Below are 15,579 nucleotides of genomic sequence, written 5' to 3' on the forward strand. Positions count from 1 at the left end.
CCGGGTCAGGGGGCGGATTTTCTGTCGTATGCGGTGCCGACGGTGATGGGGGAGGTGCGTCGGCATTTCCGGGATACGGCGTGGCCGATGCGGGTGCCGCGGCGGTTGCAGGAGTTGCGGTTGGCGATCAATCAGGGGAGTGCGGAGTTGGCGCAGGTGTTGGGTCGTCCGCCTTCGGATGGGGAGTTGGCNGAGCATTTGGGGGTGAGTGTGGCTGAGGTGGCGGAGGGTCTGGAGGCGCGGGCGGCGTATCGGGCGGTGTCGTTGGATGAGGCGCCGTTCGAGGGTGCGGAGCGGGCGTCGTTGGCGGAGTCGGTGGGGGTCGAGGATGCGGGGTTGGCGTTGGTGGAGAATCATGAGTCCCTCGTTCCTCTGATTCAGGAGTTGCCCTCTCGTGAGCGGCGGATTTTGGCGTTGCGGTATTTCGGGGATATGACGCAGACGCAGATCGCCCAGGAGGTGGGGATCTCGCAGATGCATGTGTCGCGGTTGTTGAACCGGATGTTGGAGGAGTTGCGCGAGGGCCTCACCAACACCCAGGTATGACCTTTCCCCCATAGCGGCCGGCATCGGCCGCCCCAGTCGGCCGCGCCGGTCCCGGCGGTGCGGCCCCAGCACACGGGCGCGGCGCCCGAGCTCTGCTCGGGCGCCGCGCCCGTGCTGTCGTCAGACCTCGCGCCCGCTCAAGGTGTCGCGGATCTTGTCGATGAAACCGGCGCCGGGGCCGAGGACGAGGTTCGCCGGAGGCGTGTCGGGGGCGTGGGGGTGGGGCCGGGTGGGCGCGAACTCCTTGGCCTTGAGCACCTTGAAGCCGAGATCCTGCAACTCCTCCTCGCTGCACGCGGCCCGCAGCTTCGGCAGCAGGTCCGTCTCCTCGTCCTCGATGTGGTGGCGGATGTCCGCGATGAGCTCGCGCAGCAGCGGCTCGAAGTCCGCGTCCTCCGGGGCGAGCCCCTCGAGCCGCTTCATGACCTCCTCGGCCTCGGCGTGCTCCTCGATCTCGTGGTCGGCGACGCTGTCGCCGTCGGCCAGGTGCTCCCGGGCCGCCGGGTACATGAACTGCTCCTCGGCCACCGAATGGCGCACGAGCTCGGCGATGAGGTGGTCGGCCAGGTCCTTGCGGCCGTCGGACCGCCCGGTGTGCTGCTCCAGCTCGACGAACGCCGCCTCGAATTCGCGGTGGTCTCGGATGATGACGTCGATCAGGTTCGTGTCCTGCTCGGTCTGCGGCATCGTTCCTCCAGATGCGATCGATTCGAATGGTCTCGACGTACCCGTGCGCGATCGCCCGAAACCGGAGGTGTCATCGCCGCGCCTTCGGGTACCCGCCGGTGAACTGCGGTAACAGCCGATGAAGGAGCACGAGATGACGCCACGCGCACTCGGCGCCGAACGGTTCGTCCCGCCGTCCGACGACCTCGGACGGCTGCGGGAGGCCTCGGAGACCTGCGAAGGATGCGACCTGTTCCGCGACGCGACCCAGACGGTGTTCGGCACCGGCCCCGAACGGGCCCGCCTCGTCCTGGTGGGCGAGCAGCCCGGCGACGACGAGGACAAGTCGGGCGAGCCGTTCACCGGACCCTCCGGCGGCCTGCTCGACCGGGCGCTCGACCAGGCCGGCATCGACCGCGACGACGCCTATGTCACCAACGCGGTCAAGCACTTCAAGTTCGCGCGGCTCCAGGAGGGCGGCCGGCGCATCCACAAGAAGCCCACGCGCGGCGAGGCGACGGCCTGCCGGCCGTGGCTCATCGCCGAGCTCAACGCCGTGCGCCCCCAGATGGTCGTGGCGCTGGGCGCGACGGCCGCGCAGTCGCTGATGGGCCCCGAGTTCCGCGTGGCCACGCAGCGCGGCGTCGTGCACGACCTGAAATTCGACGGACTCGACGAGCCCACCGCGCTCCTCGCCACCGTGCACCCCGCGGCGGTGCTGCGCCTGCGCGAATCCGAGCGCAAGGACGCCTTCGCCCAGATGATCGTGGACCTGCGCAAGGCCGCCGAGTTCCTCGAGAGCGAACGGGGCCGGCACTGAGCGCCGTTCCCCGACACGACGAGACGACGGGCGCCGCGTCCCCTCCGCGCGGTGCCCGTCGTCGTGTCGGATCGTTCAGCGAGCCGTCCGCTACGGCTGCGAAATCGACTCCACCAGCTCGCCGGTGGCCGGCTCCGGCATCTGCCGGGCCACGTCCGCCAGCGCGATGATGCCCACCAGCCGGTCCTCGTCGATCACCGGGACGCGGTGCACCTGGGCCTGGCGCATCTTGGCGATCGTGACCTCGGCGTCCTCATTGGCGTCGGCCAGGATCAGATGCCCCTGCGGCAGCCGGTCGACCGTGTAGTGCTCGGGGTCCTTCCCGTTGGCCATCACACTGATCACGAGGTCACGGTCGGTGACCATGCCCTTGATCTTGTCGTCCTCGGCGCCGCATATCGGCAGGCAGCCGACGTTCAGCTCGGCCATCATCCGCGCCGCGTTCGCGGCGGTGTCGTCGCTGCGGACGCACGTGACGCCCGGATGCATGATGTCTCTCGCCGTCGCCATCTCCTCAGCTCCTCTCTCGTCCCGCGCGCCCGGTGCGGGCGCCGCGGGTCGCCGGGTGGATACCCCCCCGCCCGGCTTTCTAAGCCCTGGCTCACGCCACGAGCTGCTGCGCGGCGTGGATGATCGCGTCCGCGTCGATGCCGGCTGCGGCGAGCTGCTCGGCCGGGCTGGCCGAGGCCGGCATGCCGCGCACGCCGAGCTTGGTGAACCTGGTCGACGGCATCTGACCGGCGATGACGTCCAGGACGGCGTCGCCCAGGCCGCCGACGGGCCAATGGTCCTCGACCGTGAGGATCCGCCCGGTGTCGGCGGCGGCCTGCCGCAGCGTCGAGGTGTCGATCGGCTTGATCGAGTAGGCGTCGATGACCCTGGCGGGAATGCCGAGCTCGGCGAGCCGCTCGGAGGCCGACAGCGCCTCGGAGACGGTGATGCCCGCGGCGACGATCGCGACCCGGTCGTGCTTGGAGGACACCAGGGTCCGGCTGCCGCCGACCGGGAACAGCTCCCCGGGCCGGTAGATCACCGGCGTGTCCGCCCGCGTGGTGCGCAGGTAGCTGATGCCCGGCAGGTCGGCCATGGTGGAGGTCAGATGCGCGCACTGGTTCGCGTCGCACGGGTACAGCACCACGCTGCGCCACAGCGGACGCATCATCGCGAGGTCCTCCAAGGCCATCTGGCTGGGCCCGTCCCGTCCGATGGAGACACCGGCGTGCGAGCCGACGACCCGCATGTCGGCGTTGCCGATCGCGGCCATCCGCAGGAAGTCGTGGGCGCGGGTCAGGAACGCGGCGAACGTCGAGGCGTACGGCACCCACCCGAGCGCCTGCATCCCGACGGCGTTCGCGATCATCTGCTGCTCGGCGATGTAGCACTCGAAGAACCGCTCCGGGTGGGCCTCGGCGAAGTACTGCGCGCGCGTGGAGTCGGCGACCTCGCCGTCGAGGACCACCACGTCCGGGCTGGCCTCGCCGACCGCCGCGAGCGCCTTGCCGAAGGCGTCGCGGGTGGCGACCTTGGAGCCGACCTCGAACTCCGGCAGGTGGACCGGTCGGCCGGGCCGCTCGGGCCGCGGTTCGCGAGTGCTGGGCTCGGCGACCCGCACGCGGATGTTCCTGGTCCCGCCGAGCTCTTCGAGCGCCTCCTCCGGGTCCTTCAGCGGCTTCCCGTGCTTGCCCTCGAGGTCCTCGACGGCCGCGACGCCCTTGCCCTTCTTGGTGCGGGCCAGGACCGCCGTCGGACGGTCGGGCGTCTCCTCGGCCTCGGTGTAGGCCCGGTCGATCTGGGAGGGGTCGTGGCCGTCGATCTCGACGGTGTTCCACCCGAACGCGCGCAGCTGCGCCGCGTAGGCCCCCGTGTCCCAGCCGTAGCGGGTCGGCCCGTTCTGGCCGAGCCGGTTGACGTCGATGATCGCCGTCAGGTTGCTGAGCCCCTCGAAGGACGCCGCGGCGAACGCCTCCCACATCGACCCCTCGGCCATCTCGCTGTCGCCGCACAGCACCCACACCCGGTAGGACACGTCGGCGAGGCGCCGCCCGGCCAGGGCCATGCCGACGCCGAACGGGAGCCCCTGGCCGAGCGAGCCGGTGGCGACGTCGACCCACGGCAGGCGCGGCGTCGGGTGCCCCTCCAGCGGGCTGCCCAGGCGCCGGTACGTCATGAGCTCGTCCTCGTCGATGGCGCCCGCGGCGCGGTACATCGCGTACAGCAGCGGCGAGGCGTGTCCCTTGGAGAAGACGAGCCGGTCGTTGCCCGGCAGGTCCGGGTTGTCGAAGTCGTAACGGTAGTGCTTGGCCAGCAGCACCGCCATCAGGTCGGCGGCCGACATGGAAGAGGTCGGGTGCCCCGATCCCGCCCGGTTCGAGCAGCGCACCGCGTCGGCGCGCAGTTGCTGGGCGAGTTCGGCCAGGTCGATGGTGCGGCTTTCGGTGGTGGTCACGTCGGGGATCCTTCTCATACGGTCTGCGGCCTCGCGGCCCTTGCCGGGGGGCTACCCGACGCTTCAGGGGTGAAACCGCTTCATCCTGGTGCGACGCATGTGTCGTCGGCCGTCTCGCGGGGTACTCGGGAAGCGGCGGCGAGCGGCCGACCGGGCCGTCGACGCCGCCTCGAGGAGGCGAAGACGATGGCGAAGGCGCAGCACCGCCCGCACGCCCGCGTGGAGAAGCGGGAGACCACGCCGATCCAGAACGCGGCGATCCTCGTGGCGCTGGTGTTCGTGCTGGTGGGAGTGCTCGGGTTCCTCCCGGGCGTCACCACCGGCTACAGCGACATGGAGGTCGCGGGCCACCAATCGGACGCGAAGCTGCTGGGCCTGTTCGAGGTCTCGGTCGTGCACAACATCGTCCACCTCGGCTTCGGCCTGATCGGCATGTTCATGTCGTGGTTCGCGATGGGCGCCAGGCTGTTCCTGCTGGGCGGCGGCCTGATCTACCTCGTGCTCGGCATCTACGGCTTCTTCGTCGGCGAGGGGGACGCGGCCAACTTCCTGCCCGTGAACACGGCGGACGATTGGCTCCACCTGGGGCTGGGCGTCGTCATGATCGGGCTCGGCCTGGCGCTGCGCGCCAAGGCCGCCGAGCGGACCTCCGGCGACGCGGACACGGCCCGCGGCCCGGCCGGCTGACACCGGGCGGAGACGAACCGCCGGCCCGGCTCGGCCTTCCCCCTGTCGGCCGATCGCCGGGCCGGCGGTCCCATCCCCCGTTGGCTCGATGCCGGGAACGCCCCCGATTCCGCCCGCTAGTGCCCGCCGGGCTCGGAGACGGCGCTGACGATCCCGCCGACGACCGGTTCGGGAAGCGAGCGGGCGACGTCGGCCTGCGCGATGATGCCGATGACGCGGCCGTCGTCGACGACCGGCACGCGCCTGATCTGCCGCTCGGACATCTTCGCGAGCGTCATGTCGGCGTCCTCGTCGGCGTCGGCCACGACCAGGCTCTGCGTCTGCGGCAGGTCGCCGAGCTCGTAGCTCTCCGGGTCGTATCCGGCGGCCATGACCTGGATCGCCAGGTCCCGGTCGGTGACCATGCCCTTGATGCGGCCCTCGGCGTCGCAGATCGGCAGCGCCCCGATGCCGTGCTCTGCCATCGCCCTCGCGGCGTTCGCGGCCGTGTCGTGGCTCTGGATGCACCGGGCGTTCGGGTGCATGATGTCGCGTGCGGTAGCCATGTCCGGCTCCTCCCGTTCGGTGGTCGCGATCCTCGGTCTCGGCACGGGGCTACCCGCCGAGACCGGATGTATGCGCGCCGCCGCGAGGCAAGCGGAACGAGCCTGGATCAGATCGCGGTGGTGTTGAACGACAAGGAGAACGGGTCGAGCGTGGCCGGCTCCGGCCTGCCGGTGTAGAGCGGCTGGCCCGAGGCGAGCCGGTACTCCTCGCGTCGCAGCAGCCGCGCCAGGGCGCTGGTGACGGTGAACAGCACGAGGTTGCGCCCCGGGCAGCAGGCGGGTCCGCCGCTGAAGGGGGTGATCGAAGGATCGGCCTCGGCGGTGCCGTCGGTCCAGATGCCCGGCGTGAAGCGGTCGGCGAACGGCAGGCGTTCGCCGTCGCGGTTGAACAGCGGCGTGTACACGAGGAACGAGGTGCCCTCGGGCAGCGTCTCCGGGCCCCACCGCGTCTCGGTGACGCCGTCGCGCAGCAGCAGTGGCGTGGTCGGCCACAGCCGCAACGACTCCAGCACGCAGGCGCGCAGGTACGGCAGCTCCTCGGGGGAGTCGGGGTCGGAGGCGCCCAGCTCGCAGCGGGCGACGTGGCGGTGCCCCCGGTTGACGGCCAGCAGCGCGAGGGTGCGCATGAGCGCCATCCCGGCGGCGTCGAAGGCGAACAGCCAGTGCGCGACCTGGTCGGCCGGGTCGACCAGCGGATCGGGGGCCTCGCGGGCGACCGCGGCGGCCAGGGTGCCGTCCTCGGCGCGGTCGAGGTGCTCGCGCAATCGCTCGGCGAGCGCCTCGCGGGCACGGGCCCGCGTCGGCGTCAGGTACGCCCAGTTGGCGCTGCGGCGCAGGGCGTCGAGCAGGTCGATCACGGTGCGGTCGTCGGCGGCGCCGTCACCGAAGACGACGCGGCGGACGATCCGCCACCAGGCGCGCTCGAAGCGGCGCCAGTCGAGCCCTCCCGCGTCCTCGGTCTCGGCCGCGAGCCGGTCGCACTCCTCGCCGATCCTGACGAGCATCGGCCCCGAGAGGTGGTGCAGCGGCCGGTGCGTCTCCAGGACCGCCTCGTTGAACCGGCGCCGCTCCCGTCGCGGCCGCCCGCGGGAGATCAGCGAGCCGTGCGGCTGGAACTTCCCGAGCGCGGCGTGCTTCTCGACCGTGTCGGGGGTGAACGGCTCCGGCGACTCGGCCAGGACCCGCCCGACGTCGTCCGGCGACAGGAGCAGCACGATCGTCCTGCCGGGGACGGCCAGGCGCAGCGGCCGGGAGCCGTGCCGCTCGCGCAGGCGCTGCAGCAGCCGGATCGCCGCGCGGTCGATCTGGCAGCGCTCGGCGAGGGCCATCATCAGCGGGCGGCGCTTGACCACGCCGACGGCGACGGTCGGGGCGACGATCCGCGCCGCCACGTCGAGCGTCTCGACGACGCTCGCCTGCGAGGGCCGCACCGTCCGTTCCGATGCGGCCGAGCGCGGCATGGTCTCGGTCATGGCGGTCCTCCCGGTGCCTTCCCCGTGCGATGCCCGGTCCGGGTACCCGCGGCCCCGGCGGCGAAACGGCGCCCCGCCGCATCGGCATCCGCTTGCCCCACCGCGTTCTCCGCGGCGCTCGGCGAACGCCCCGCCCCTGGTCGGAGGGCCCGCCCCGGACCGATACCGGACGCGGTGAGGTTTTCCGCACCTGACGCGGGGAACCCTCGGCGCGGAGGTGACAGGCCATGCCGCAACAGCATTGGACTGACAAGGAAGAACGACAGTACAAGCACATCAAACGAGGTGCCCAGAAGCGCGGCACCGGCCAGGACCGGGCCGAGGAGATCGCCGCGCGCACCGTCAACAAGCAACGCGCCCGAGCGGGCGAGACCAGGAAGTCCAGCCGCACCTCGACTGAGGACATGTCGGCCTACAAACGCGGCGGCAAGCGCTCGGGCAACCGCACCGGCCCGCAGGGCCGCACGAAGGCGCAGTTGTACGAGGACGCGCGCCGCAAGCACATCAAGGGCCGCTCCAAGATGACCAAGGCCGAGCTCGAGAAGGCGCTGAAGCGCCGCTGAGGGCCGGCGGAGAAGGAGTGATGATGGAGGTTCGACGCGACCCCGAGGGGATGACCTTTCGAACCACCGGTGAAGACGACACCGCCGCCAGGCGGCGGGACTGGGAGGAGCGCGACCGTTCCGTCACCGACCTGGTGGGGGACCTGACCACGCAGGTGGCCCATCTCGCCCGGGTCGAGGCCCAGCTGGCCGCCCGGGAGGTCACCGACAAGGCCAAGCGCGGCGCCATGGGCGGCGGCCTGTTCGCCGCCGCCGGGATCGTCGCGCTCTACGGGGGCGGCGCCCTCGTGGCCGCCGCGGTGTTCGCCCTGTGGCTGGTGTGGCCGGGCTGGCTGTCGGCGCTCGCCATCGGGGTGGTGCTGCTCGTGATCGCGGGCGTCCTCGCCATGGTCGGCCGCTCGAAGCTGCGGAGCGCCATGCCGCCGGTTCCCGACGAGACGATGGAGAACGCCCGCGAGGACGTGCGGGCCATGAGCGGAAGGATGGAGCAATGAGCGGTTGGACGACCCCGCCGAGCGACGCCGTGCCACCCAGCCCGGGTGTGTCGCCGCCGCCGGCCGTCGGCATGCACCAGGTCGAGGACGAGGACGCCGAGGCGCCCAAGGAGATGCGGTCCGAGCGTTCGCCGACCCACCGTGAACGGGCCGAGCAGGACGCCGAGGCCGACCGGCACATGTCGACCGCGGACCTGCGCCGCGACGCCGAGCGCACCCGCGACCGGCTGAACCGCGACGTGGTCGACCTGCGCCACAAGTTCGGCCTCGGCCACGAGGACGGCGACGGGCACCGGACGGCCTCCGGGCCGTTCGCGCCGGTGCGTCGCCACCCCGTCACGGTCGTCGTCGCGGCCGCAGGGGCGACGACGGCGGCCCTGATCGGCCTGAAGCTGATGCGGGACCACCGCAGGACCGGCGGCCGCGGGGACCGCATGAGGACCGCCGCCAAGAACGGCGGCAAGGCCGCTCAGCGCCGTGTCCTCGACGCGAGGGACACGATCGTCGTGGCGACCTCCCGACTGCCCGAGCGCGGCCGGAAGGGATGGCGCCGCATGGCGCACCGGTGAGCACCGGCCGGCACGGCCGCGAAGGCCGCCCGGAGACGACGGGGCCCGGATATCGGCGTCGATATCCGGGCTTCCCCATGTCCTCCGGTCAACCGGGCATGGTCTCGCCGCCGAGCGCGGCGATCACCTCGCCGGTGTAGTACGAGGAGAGCTGGTTGGCCGCCAGGAACACGTACGAGGGGGCGAGCTCGTCGGGCTCGGCCGCCCGGCCCAGCGGCACCCGCTCGCCGAAATTCTCCACATGGCTCTCGGGCAGCGTCGAGGGGATCAGCGGCGTCCACACCGGACCGGGGGCGACGCAGTTGACGCGGATGCCCCTGGGGGCCAGCACCTGCGCCATCGAGTAGGTCCAGGCGATGATCGCGCCCTTGGTCGCCGAGTAGTCGATGAGGCTCTTGTTGCCGCGCAGGCCGTTGACCGAGCTGGTGTTCACGATCGCGTCGCCCTCGCCCAGGTGGGCCAGCGCCGCATTGGTGACCCGGAAGTAGCTGTGCATGTTGACGTCGAAGGTGTGCGTCCACTGCTCGTCGGTGATCTCCTCGGGGCGCTCCACCGGCCGCTGCGTGGCGATGTTGTTGACCAGCAGGTCGAGCCCGCCCAGGGCCTGCACGGTCTGGTCCACGACGCTCGCGCAGTGCTCGGCCGAGGCCAGGTCGCCGGGCAACAGCGCGCATTGGCGCCGCTCGGCCTCGACCAGCTCGGCGGTGCGCTCCGCGTCCGCGGCCTCCTCGAGGTAGGCGATGGCGACGTCGGCGCCCTCCTTCGCGAACGCGACCGCCACGGCCCGGCCTATGCCCGAGTCGCCGCCGGTGATCAGGGCCCGGCGGTCCTTGAGCAGGCCGCGGCCCTCGTAGTCCTCCATGGAGTCGCGCGGCTCGGGCCGCATCTCGGATGTGCGTCCGGGGGGCTCCTGCTGCTGTGCGGGCTTGCTCATCGAAACGTCCCTTCCTCCGTCGCGAGGCCGGGCCTCCTGCCGGCCCGGCGTCGTGCGCACGGATACCCCTGGCGCAGGGCCCTAATCCCCGCGCCGATTCGAGGCGTGTAGTCCGCCGCGGGCCCGGGTACCCGCCCGAGTCGACGAATGGGGGAGTCATGCAACACGATCAGTTCATCGGGCTCGTGCAGGACCGGGCCCACCTGTCCAGCCGCGGAGAGGCCGAGGGCGCCACCCGGGCCACGCTCGAGACCCTCGGTGAACGCATCCCCGACCATCTGGCCCTGCACGTGGCCGCGCAGCTGCCCACCGAGATCGGCGAGCACCTGCGCCGCACCACGCGCGCCGACGGCCAGGGGACCGGCGAGCACTTCGGCTTCGACGAGTTCGCGCACCGCGTCGCCGAACGCGAGCACACCGACGAGCCCGACGCGATCTACCACAGCCGCGTCGTGTTCGAGCTCGTCGACCAGGCCACCACCGGGGCCGTCATGGACCACGTCCGCGACGCGCTCCCCGAGGACCTGCGGCCCCTGGTGGACTCGGGCAGCACCGGCCACATGAAACACGGCGAGTGACGCGCCGGGCGCGCAGCGGCACCGGTTAGGCGGACGCGCGTGCGGGTACACGGCCCGCATGGATGGACTGCACGTCGTCGTCACCGGCGCCACAGGCAATATCGGCACCAGCCTCATCAGGCTGCTCAGCGGGGACGACCGCGTCGCGTCGATCCTCGGCGTCGCGGGGCGCCCGCCGCAGTGGCGCGTCCCCAAGACGGAGTTCGCCGCCGCCGACCTCGCCGAGGACGAGCTCGACCCGCTCCTCGAAGGCCGCGGCGCGGTGGTCCACCTCGCCTGGCTGATGCAGCCCACCCGCGACCCCCTCGCCACCTGGCGCGCCAACGTCGTCGGCTCGAAGCGGCTGTTCGAGGCCGTCGCCCGCAGCGAGGCGAAGACCCTCGTCCACGGCTCCTCGGTCGGCGCCTACTCGCCGCGCGTCGACCACCGCGCGGTCGACGAGGCGTGGCCGACCGACGGCTGGCCCGGCGCCGCCTACACCCGCGAGAAGGCCTACGTCGAACGCCTCCTCGACCTGTTCGAGGAGCGCAACCCGCACGTCAGGTCCGCGCGGATGCGCCCGGCGTTCGTCTTCAAGCGCAAGGCCGCCGCCGAGCAGCGGCGCCTGTTCGCCGGCCCGCTCCTGCCCGGCCGCCTCGTCCGCCCGCGCATGGTCCCGGCGATGCCCGTCGTCGACGGCGTCCGCTTCCAGGCCGTCCACGCCGACGACCTCGCCGAGGCGTTCCGCTCGGTCCTGTTCGGCACCGCCTCGGGCGCCTTCAACGTCGCCGGCGAGTCGATGACCGACATGCGCTCGATCGCGGCGATGCTCGGGGCCCGCGCCGTCCCGATGCCCTTCGCCGCCGCCCGGGCCGCGCTGGCCGCCGCCTGGCGGACCCGCATGGTCCCGGCCCCGCCCGAGCTGCTCGACGTCGTCACCCGCCTGCCGGTCATGGACACCGCGCGGGTCCGGCGCGAGCTCGGCTGGGTCTCCCACCACACCGCCGACGAGGCGTTCGCCGAGTTCATCGAGGGCCTGCGCACCGGCGCGGGCGGCCCGACGCCGCCGCTGCGGCCCGAGGTCGAGGGCGGCCGGCTCGGCGAGTTCGCCACCGGCGTCGGCGAGCGCCCCTGAGTTAGCCGCGCCACACTCCGGGCCGGTGTGCGACCGTTGAGCGGACGGTCGCCGCACCGGCTGTGGTCCCATGCGTTCACATGCGTTAAGTTGTGTGGGATTCACCAGTGCGCAACGATCGACATGCCGCCGCACCAGGCAGTGTGAACGGTCAACCTAATATGTGGTTCACCCTGAGGAGGCTTGAATGACCGGCAGCGACACCGATGCCGTTGTTATCGGGATCGACTTCGGCACGCTTTCAGGGCGGGTCGTGGTGGCATCCGTCGCAGACGGACGCGAGCTCGCCAGCGCCGAGCACGTCTACCGCCACGGCGCCATCGAAGAGCGTCTTCCCGGCACCGATGAGCGACTCCCCCGCAGCTGGGCGCTGCAATCGCCCGACGACTGGCGCGACGTGCTGCGCCACGCCGTCCCCGAGGCCGTCTCCGCGGCCGGCGTGAGCGCCGACCGCGTCATCGGCATCGCCACCGACTTCACCGCCTGCACCGTTCTCCCGACCACCGCCGAGGGCACGCCGCTGTGCGAGCTCGACGAGTTCGCCGCCCGCCCGCACTCCTGGCCGAAGCTGTGGAAGCACCACGCCGCCCAAGGCCAGGCCGACCGCATCAACGCCCTCGCCGCCGAGCGCGGCGAGGAGTGGCTCGCCCGCTACGGCGGCAAGATCTCCAGCGAATGGGAGTTCGCCAAGGGCCTCCAGGTCCTCGAGGAGGACCCCGAGGTCTACGAGCGCGCCGAGCGCTGGATCGAGGCCGCCGACTGGATCGTGTGGCAGCTGTGCGGCGCCGAGACCCGCAACATCTGCACCGCCGGCTACAAGGGCATCTACCAGGACGGCAAGCGGCCGAGCCGCGAATACCTGGCCGCGCTCAACCCCGGCTTCGCCGACTTCTGCGACAAGCTCGACTTCCCGCTCTCGGCCCTGGGCGACAAGGCCGGCGGCCTCAGCGCCGAAGCGGCGGCCTGGACCGGCCTGAACGAGGGCACCACCGTCGCGATCGGCAACGTCGACGCGCACGTCACCGCCGCCAGCGCCAAGGCCGTCGGCGTGGGGAAGCTCGTCGCCATCATGGGCACGAGCACCTGCCACGTCGTCAACGGCGAGCACCTCACCGAGGCGCCGGGCATGTGCGGCGTGGTCCGCGACGGCATCACCCCCGGCCTGTGGGGCTACGAGGCCGGCCAGTCCGGCGTCGGCGACATCTTCGCGTGGTTCACCCGGGCGGCCGTGCCCGGCGAATACGAGGCGGCCGCCTCCGAGCGCGGCGTCTCGATCCACGAGCACCTCACCGAGCTCGCCGCCGAGCAGGAGGTCGGCGAGCACGGCCTGGTGGCCCTCGACTGGCACTCGGGCAACCGCTCGGTCCTGGTCGACCACGACCTCTCCGGCGTGATCATCGGCCTGACCCTCGCCACCCGGCCCGAGGAGATCTACCGGGCGCTGGTCGAGTCGACCGCGTTCGGCACCCGCATGATCGTCGAGACCCTCGTCGAGTCCGGCGTCCCGATCGAGGAGTTCGTGGCCGCCGGCGGCCTGCTCAAGAACAAGTGGCTCATGCAGACCTACGCCGACGTGCTGCGCCGACCGATCACGGTCCTGACCTCCGAGCAGGGGCCCGCCCTCGGCTCGGCGATCCACGCGGCCGTCGCCGCCGGGGCCTACCCCGACATCCAGGCCGCCTCCGAGGCGATGGGCAAGGTCGAACGGGCCGCCTACACGCCTGACGAGGCCCGCGCCGACGCCTACGACGAGCTGTACGCGATCTACGCCGAACTGCACGACCACTTCGGCCGCGGCGGCTCCGAGGCCCTGCACCGGCTGCACAAGATCGCGAACGAGGCGGGGCGATGAGCGGAGAGCACCACGAGAGCGCCGGGGAGGCGACGAGATGAGCTTCAAGACGACCGCGGCCGTCGAGGCGATGAAGGCCGAGGTGTGCGCGCTGCACGCCGAGCTCCTCCGCTGGGGGCTGGTGACCTGGACCAGCGGCAACGTCTCCGGGAGAGTCCCGGACACCGACATCGTCGTCATCAAGCCCAGCGGCGTGTCCTATGACGAGCTGCGTCCCGAGCTGATGGTGGTGACCGACCTCGACGGCAAGGTCCTCGACGGCGAGCTCTCGCCCTCGAGCGACGCCGAGAGCCACTCCTACGTGTACCGCCACATGCCCGAGGTCGGCGGCGTGGTCCACACCCACAGCCCCTACGCCACGGCTTGGGCGGCGCGCGCCGAGCCCATCCCGTGCGTGCTGACGGCGATGGCCGACGAGTTCGGCGGGGAGATCCCGCTCGGCCCGTTCGCGCTCATCGGCTCCGACGACATCGGGCAGGGGATCGTCCAGACCCTCGAAGGACACCGCTCCCCGGCGGTCATCATGCAGAACCACGGCGTGTTCAGCATCGGCAAGGGCCCCAAGGCCGCCGTGAAGGCCGCGGTGATGTGCGAGGACGTCGCCCGCACCGTCCACATCTCGCGCCAGCTCGGCGAGCCCGTCCCGATCGCGCCCCACCACATCGACGCGCTCTACGACCGCTACCAGAACGTCTACGGCCAGCAGCCGGCCCCCGAGGAGAAGAAGTAAATGCAAGCCAAGCAACTGTGGTTCGTCACCGGCAGCCAGCACCTCTACGGCGAGGAGGCGATCGCCCAGGTCGCCCGGAACTCGTCGGACATCGTCGCCGGGCTCGACGGGGCGGGGGCGATCCCCGTCGAGATCGTCGCCAAGCCCGTCCTCACCACCCCCGAGGAGATCCGGCGGGTCATGCTGGAGGCGAACTCCGACGAGTCGTGCATCGGCGTCATCGCCTGGATGCACACCTTCTCGCCGGCGAAGATGTGGATCGCCGGGCTCGGCGTCCTCCAGAAGCCGCTGCTGCACCTGCACACCCAGCACAACGTCGACCTGCCGTGGGCCGACATCGACATGGACTTCATGAACCTGAACCAGGCCGCCCACGGCGACCGCGAGTTCGGGTACATCCTCACCAGGCTCCGCCACCGCCGCAAGACCGTCGTCGGCCACTGGGCCGACGAGTCCGTGCAGGGCCGGGTCGGCAGCTGGGCCCGCGCGGCCCTGGGCTGGAACGAGGCCCAGCACCTCAAGCTGGTCCGCTTCGGCGACAACATGCGCCAGGTGGCCGTCACCGAGGGCGACAAGGTCGAGGCCCAGATCAAGCTCGGCGTCGAGGTCAACACCTACGGCGTCAACGAGCTCGCGGAGCGGGTCGGCCAGATCGAGGACAAGGCCGTCGACGGCCTGGTCGCCGAGTACGACGAACTGTACGACGTCGTCGCCGAACTGCGGCCCGGCGGCGGACGCCACGACTCGCTGCGCGAGGCCGCCCGCATCGAGCTGGGCCTGCGCTCCTTCCTCGAAGAGCTGGGCGCGAAGGCCTTCACCGACACCTTCGAGGACCTCGGCGCGCTGCGCCAGCTGCCGGGCATCGCCGTGCAGCGGCTCATGGGCGAGGGCTACGGCTTCGGCGGCGAGGGCGACTGGAAGACCGCGGTGCTGGTGCGCCTGATGAAGGTCATGGCCACCGGGCTCGAGGGCGGCACGTCCTTCATGGAGGACTACACGTACAACCTCGGCGCCGAGTCGCCGCAGATCCTCGGCGCGCACATGCTCGAGGTCTGCCCCTCGATCGCCGCGGCCAAGCCCACGTGCGAGATCCACCCGCTGGGCATCGGCGACCGCGAGGACCCGGTGCGCCTGGTCTTCACCGCCCCGCCCGGCCCGGCGATCGCCGTCGGCCTCATGGACCTCGGCACCCGGCTGCGCCTGGTGGCCAACGAGGTCGACGCGGTCGAGCCCGAGCAGGAGCTGCCGAGGCTGCCGGTGGCGCGCGCGGTGTGGGAGCCCAGGCCGGACCTGGCGACCTCCGCCGAGTCGTGGCTGACCGCCGGCGGGCCCCACCACACCAGCTTCACGCAGGCGTTCGGCCGCGAGGTCATGGAGGACTTCGCCGAGATCGCCGGGATCGAGCTGGTGACGATCGGCGAGGGCACCACCGTCCAGGACTTCAAGCAGCAGCTGCGCTGGAACCAGGTGTACCACCACCTGGAGGGCTCGCTCTAGATTCGACGCCGCTCGCTCGGGCCCGCCGGCCGGCGGGCCCGAGCGAGCGGCCTGATCCCCCCAGCC

General features: G+C 71.9%; 17 protein-coding genes. 11 read left to right on the plus strand and 6 right to left on the minus strand.

The genetic code is table 11. From position 1 onward, the window contains the following. On the plus strand, positions 1–546 hold a 546-nt coding region (locus YWW_RS0107100), incomplete at its 5' end, for a sigma-70 family RNA polymerase sigma factor (protein WP_026929576.1). A 120-nt stretch (positions 547–666) separates the two neighbouring features. Here YWW_RS0107100 and YWW_RS0107105 read toward each other — a convergent pair. Continuing rightward, entirely contained in the window at positions 667–1,233 is a 567-nt protein-coding gene (locus YWW_RS0107105; protein WP_026929577.1) for a hemerythrin domain-containing protein, read from the minus strand. A 133-nt stretch (positions 1,234–1,366) separates the two neighbouring features. On the opposite strand from YWW_RS0107105, the gene YWW_RS0107110 reads away from it, so the two are divergent. Further along, positions 1,367–2,032, plus strand: coding sequence for a UdgX family uracil-DNA binding protein (locus YWW_RS0107110; RefSeq protein ID WP_155829997.1), 666 nt, complete (start codon positions 1,367–1,369; stop codon positions 2,030–2,032). A 90-nt stretch (positions 2,033–2,122) separates the two neighbouring features. On the opposite strand, the gene YWW_RS0107115 is transcribed toward YWW_RS0107110, so the two are convergent. Both YWW_RS0107115 and YWW_RS0107120 read right to left on the minus strand, forming a co-directional pair. Next, positions 2,123–2,542 carry a CBS domain-containing protein gene (locus YWW_RS0107115; RefSeq protein WP_026929579.1) on the minus strand — a complete coding sequence of 140 codons (420 nt, stop codon included), beginning with the start codon at positions 2,540–2,542 and terminating at the stop codon, positions 2,123–2,125. Positions 2,543–2,633: 91 nt separating this feature from the next. Next, complete coding sequence (locus YWW_RS0107120; protein ID WP_026929580.1) at positions 2,634–4,478, minus strand: transketolase; 1,845 nt, start codon at positions 4,476–4,478, stop codon at positions 2,634–2,636. A gap of 186 nt (positions 4,479–4,664) precedes the next feature. Here YWW_RS0107120 and YWW_RS0107125 point away from each other — a divergent pair, with 186 nt between their 5' ends. Next, entirely contained in the window at positions 4,665–5,165 is a 501-nt protein-coding gene (locus YWW_RS0107125) for a DUF4383 domain-containing protein (protein WP_026929581.1), read from the plus strand. A gap of 116 nt (positions 5,166–5,281) precedes the next feature. Here the strand turns inward: YWW_RS0107125 and YWW_RS0107130 are convergent, their stop codons facing one another. Both YWW_RS0107130 and YWW_RS0107135 read right to left on the minus strand, forming a co-directional pair. Beyond that, the gene (locus YWW_RS0107130; protein WP_026929582.1) at positions 5,282–5,710 is read right to left on the minus strand and encodes a CBS domain-containing protein; all 429 of its coding nucleotides are present in this window, start codon (positions 5,708–5,710) and stop codon (positions 5,282–5,284) included. A 107-nt stretch (positions 5,711–5,817) separates the two neighbouring features. Continuing rightward, on the minus strand, positions 5,818–7,182 hold the full coding sequence (locus YWW_RS0107135) for a cytochrome P450 (protein ID WP_211228468.1): 1,365 nt from the start codon (positions 7,180–7,182) through the stop codon (positions 5,818–5,820). Positions 7,183–7,409: 227 nt separating this feature from the next. On the opposite strand from YWW_RS0107135, the gene YWW_RS0107140 reads away from it, so the two are divergent. From YWW_RS0107140 to YWW_RS0107150, 3 genes are read left to right on the plus strand one after another with little or no spacing between them, the layout of a single operon-like run. After that, positions 7,410–7,745, plus strand: coding sequence for a hypothetical protein (locus tag YWW_RS0107140; RefSeq protein WP_026929584.1), 336 nt, complete (start codon positions 7,410–7,412; stop codon positions 7,743–7,745). Positions 7,746–7,768: 23 nt separating this feature from the next. Then, positions 7,769–8,239, plus strand: coding sequence for a phage holin family protein (locus YWW_RS28835; RefSeq protein ID WP_211228469.1), 471 nt, complete (start codon positions 7,769–7,771; stop codon positions 8,237–8,239). Continuing rightward, a complete protein-coding gene (locus tag YWW_RS0107150) occupies positions 8,236–8,808 on the plus strand; it encodes a hypothetical protein (protein ID WP_026929585.1) in 573 nt (190 codons plus the stop codon). Before YWW_RS28835 ends, YWW_RS0107150 begins: the two co-directional genes overlap by 4 nt. Positions 8,809–8,896: 88 nt before the next feature. On the opposite strand, the gene YWW_RS0107155 is transcribed toward YWW_RS0107150, so the two are convergent. Then, positions 8,897–9,742 carry an SDR family oxidoreductase gene (locus YWW_RS0107155; RefSeq protein WP_026929586.1) on the minus strand — a complete coding sequence of 282 codons (846 nt, stop codon included), beginning with the start codon at positions 9,740–9,742 and terminating at the stop codon, positions 8,897–8,899. Positions 9,743–9,900: 158 nt separating this feature from the next. On the opposite strand from YWW_RS0107155, the gene YWW_RS0107160 reads away from it, so the two are divergent. The 5 genes from YWW_RS0107160 (at position 9,901) to araA (ending at position 15,513) form a co-directional block, all read left to right on the plus strand. Then, positions 9,901–10,320, plus strand: a complete 420-nt coding sequence (locus YWW_RS0107160) for a DUF2267 domain-containing protein (RefSeq protein WP_026929587.1) — start codon at positions 9,901–9,903, stop codon at positions 10,318–10,320. A gap of 58 nt (positions 10,321–10,378) precedes the next feature. After that, positions 10,379–11,434: an NAD-dependent epimerase/dehydratase family protein gene (locus YWW_RS0107165; RefSeq protein ID WP_026929588.1), complete on the plus strand. Its 1,056-nt coding sequence runs from the start codon at positions 10,379–10,381 to the stop codon at positions 11,432–11,434. A 187-nt stretch (positions 11,435–11,621) separates the two neighbouring features. Continuing rightward, positions 11,622–13,286 (plus strand): ribulokinase, encoded by a 1,665-nt coding sequence (gene araB / locus YWW_RS0107170; protein WP_026929589.1) that lies wholly within the window; start codon positions 11,622–11,624, stop codon positions 13,284–13,286. A 37-nt stretch (positions 13,287–13,323) separates the two neighbouring features. Beyond that, positions 13,324–14,016 (plus strand): L-ribulose-5-phosphate 4-epimerase, encoded by a 693-nt coding sequence (locus tag YWW_RS0107175; protein WP_026929590.1) that lies wholly within the window; start codon positions 13,324–13,326, stop codon positions 14,014–14,016. Further along, on the plus strand, positions 14,017–15,513 hold the full coding sequence (araA, locus tag YWW_RS0107180) for an L-arabinose isomerase (RefSeq protein ID WP_026929591.1): 1,497 nt from the start codon (positions 14,017–14,019) through the stop codon (positions 15,511–15,513). It abuts the gene before it with no gap. Positions 15,514–15,579: the final 66 nt, after the last annotated feature.

Source organism: Glycomyces tenuis DSM 44171, from assembly GCF_000427885.1.
Taxonomy (GTDB): domain Bacteria; phylum Actinomycetota; class Actinomycetes; order Mycobacteriales; family Micromonosporaceae; genus Glycomyces; species Glycomyces tenuis.

Coding starts and splice junctions, on each gene's coding strand:
- YWW_RS28835 (WP_211228469.1), top strand. CDS start 7,769: ATGGAGGTTCGACGCGACCCCGAGGGGATGACCTTTCGAACCACCGGT.
- YWW_RS0107130 (WP_026929582.1), bottom strand. CDS start 5,710: ATGGCTACCGCACGCGACATCATGCACCCGAACGCCCGGTGCATCCAG.
- araA (WP_026929591.1), top strand. CDS start 14,017: ATGCAAGCCAAGCAACTGTGGTTCGTCACCGGCAGCCAGCACCTCTAC.
- YWW_RS0107160 (WP_026929587.1), top strand. CDS start 9,901: ATGCAACACGATCAGTTCATCGGGCTCGTGCAGGACCGGGCCCACCTG.
- YWW_RS0107165 (WP_026929588.1), top strand. CDS start 10,379: ATGGATGGACTGCACGTCGTCGTCACCGGCGCCACAGGCAATATCGGC.
- araB (WP_026929589.1), top strand. CDS start 11,622: ATGACCGGCAGCGACACCGATGCCGTTGTTATCGGGATCGACTTCGGC.
- YWW_RS0107105 (WP_026929577.1), bottom strand. CDS start 1,233: ATGCCGCAGACCGAGCAGGACACGAACCTGATCGACGTCATCATCCGA.
- YWW_RS0107155 (WP_026929586.1), bottom strand. CDS start 9,742: ATGAGCAAGCCCGCACAGCAGCAGGAGCCCCCCGGACGCACATCCGAG.
- YWW_RS0107135 (WP_211228468.1), bottom strand. CDS start 7,182: ATGACCGAGACCATGCCGCGCTCGGCCGCATCGGAACGGACGGTGCGG.
- YWW_RS0107115 (WP_026929579.1), bottom strand. CDS start 2,542: ATGGCGACGGCGAGAGACATCATGCATCCGGGCGTCACGTGCGTCCGC.
- YWW_RS0107125 (WP_026929581.1), top strand. CDS start 4,665: ATGGCGAAGGCGCAGCACCGCCCGCACGCCCGCGTGGAGAAGCGGGAG.
- YWW_RS0107110 (WP_155829997.1), top strand. CDS start 1,367: ATGACGCCACGCGCACTCGGCGCCGAACGGTTCGTCCCGCCGTCCGAC.
- YWW_RS0107150 (WP_026929585.1), top strand. CDS start 8,236: ATGAGCGGTTGGACGACCCCGCCGAGCGACGCCGTGCCACCCAGCCCG.
- YWW_RS0107175 (WP_026929590.1), top strand. CDS start 13,324: ATGAGCTTCAAGACGACCGCGGCCGTCGAGGCGATGAAGGCCGAGGTG.
- YWW_RS0107140 (WP_026929584.1), top strand. CDS start 7,410: ATGCCGCAACAGCATTGGACTGACAAGGAAGAACGACAGTACAAGCAC.